At 62.8% G+C, this 1,603-nt stretch carries 2 protein-coding genes; both read right to left on the bottom strand.

From position 1 onward, the window contains the following. A partial coding sequence (locus tag OU682_RS23885) for a hemolysin family protein (protein ID WP_268944667.1) occupies window positions 1–806 on the bottom strand: 806 nt, incomplete at its 3' end. A 137-nt stretch (window positions 807–943) separates the two neighbouring features. After that, window positions 944–1,468 carry a TIGR00645 family protein gene (locus OU682_RS23880; RefSeq protein ID WP_268944666.1) on the bottom strand — a complete coding sequence of 175 codons (525 nt, stop codon included), beginning with the start codon at window positions 1,466–1,468 and terminating at the stop codon, window positions 944–946. Between the last annotated feature and the right edge of the window lie 135 nt (window positions 1,469–1,603).

The following is a 1,603-nucleotide window of genomic DNA, read 5'->3' as shown; positions in this document are numbered from 1 at the left end:
TGAACGACGCCCACAGGGGCGTCATCGTCGTCGATGACCGGATATCGGGTATGGGCACGGGCCATCAGCGCGCGCACCTCCTCCAGCGGGGTATCCGGGCTGACCCAGTCGACCTGGGAGCGGGGCACCATCGCATGTTCGACGTCCTGCTGCGGGAAGTCGACAATACGGTCCATCATCAGGGACAGCTCGACCGGCAGATCGCCGCTGTCGCGGGAATCCCCGATGATGTGGGGCAAGTCGTCAGCAGAGGCCGTGACGTCCAGATCATGGACCGGCTCGATGCGCAGGGCGCGCAGCAAGAGGTTGGCGGCCTTGTCGAAGAAGCCGATCAGCCAGCCGAAGACGGTCAGATAGATCAGGGTCGACCGGGCCAGCCCGCGCGCCAGGGGCTCGGGATTGGCGATGGCCAGGTTCTTGGGGTAAAGTTCGCCGAAGATCATCTGGATCAGCGTCGCGGCGACAAGGGCGAGGATGGTGCCCGTCGCGACCCCCACCGCGGTCGGTATGCCGATCCCGCCCAACAGGACGCCCAGAGACTCGCCCACCAGTGGCTCGGCCACAAAGCCGACCAGCAGACCAGTGACGGTGATGCCAAGTTGCGCACCCGACAGCATGAAGCTGGTCCGCCGCGTCACCTTGAGGGCACGTTTGGCCGCCGCGTCGCCCTCCGCGGCCTGCGCTGCAAGGCGCGTGCGGTCGACCGACATGTAGGCGAATTCCTGCGCCACGAAGTAGCCGTTCGCGGCGATAATCGCCAGCATCACGAGTGTTCCAACCAGGAACAGCAGAAATGCCTCGATCATCGGCTCACCTTCCGGCGACTTCGGGGGCGGGAGGGTCCAAGGTCATGTTCCACGGCGTCTGTATACCTTTGTGCTTGTGGGTAATGAACAGAAGCCGGATCGTTGCCCGATCCGGCACGTGATTGGTCGACACGGGGTCACTGTAACATCGCCTTGCGATGCTTGAGCGACTTGGCGTGATTGGCGATCCAGTCCATCGCCGCCAGCAGCACGCCAGAGAGGATGAAAACCAGGTGGATGATCACCATCCAGCGGATCTGGTCGGGGGGATACTTTGCGACGTCCATGAAGACCTTTAGCAGATGAATACCGGAGATGGCCACGATCGAGGCCACGAGCTTCAGCTTGAGGGCCGAGAAGTCGACCTCGCCCTGCCAGTCGGGCCGGTCCTCGTGATCGGCCAGGTCCATGCGGCTCACGAAGTTCTCGTAGCCCGAGAAGATCACGATCAAGAGCAGGTTCGCCGCCAGGCTGAGGTCGATCAGCGCCAGAACGCCCAGGATCGCGTCATTGACCGTCATCACCGGGACGATCAGCACGAAGCGCCAGAGCTCCATGAGAAAGATCCAGACCAGGATCACCAAGGCCAGTGCCAGCCCCAGATACATCGGCGCCATCATCCAGCGGGCGGCAAAGAGCCCGCGTTCGATCAGTCGTTCCATTGTCGTCCTTGAAGGGTTTCGTGAATGTCGCAGGGTTGTGCCCGGGCTCGCGTCACACGCCCAGCAGCCGCAAAAGGGCGGCGATCAGGATCACGATCGTGCTGGCCAGAAAGATGATCGTCGCGATGCCGAACA

Source organism: Paracoccus benzoatiresistens, from assembly GCF_026913015.1.
Classification (GTDB): Bacteria; Pseudomonadota; Alphaproteobacteria; order Rhodobacterales; family Rhodobacteraceae; genus Paracoccus; species Paracoccus benzoatiresistens.
This window is presented reverse-complemented; position numbering and strand designations above follow the sequence as displayed.

Excerpts from the sequence above, each read along its gene's own strand:
- OU682_RS23880 (WP_268944666.1), bottom strand. The coding sequence starts at position 1,468 with ATGGAACGACTGATCGAACGCGGGCTCTTTGCCGCCCGCTGGATGATG.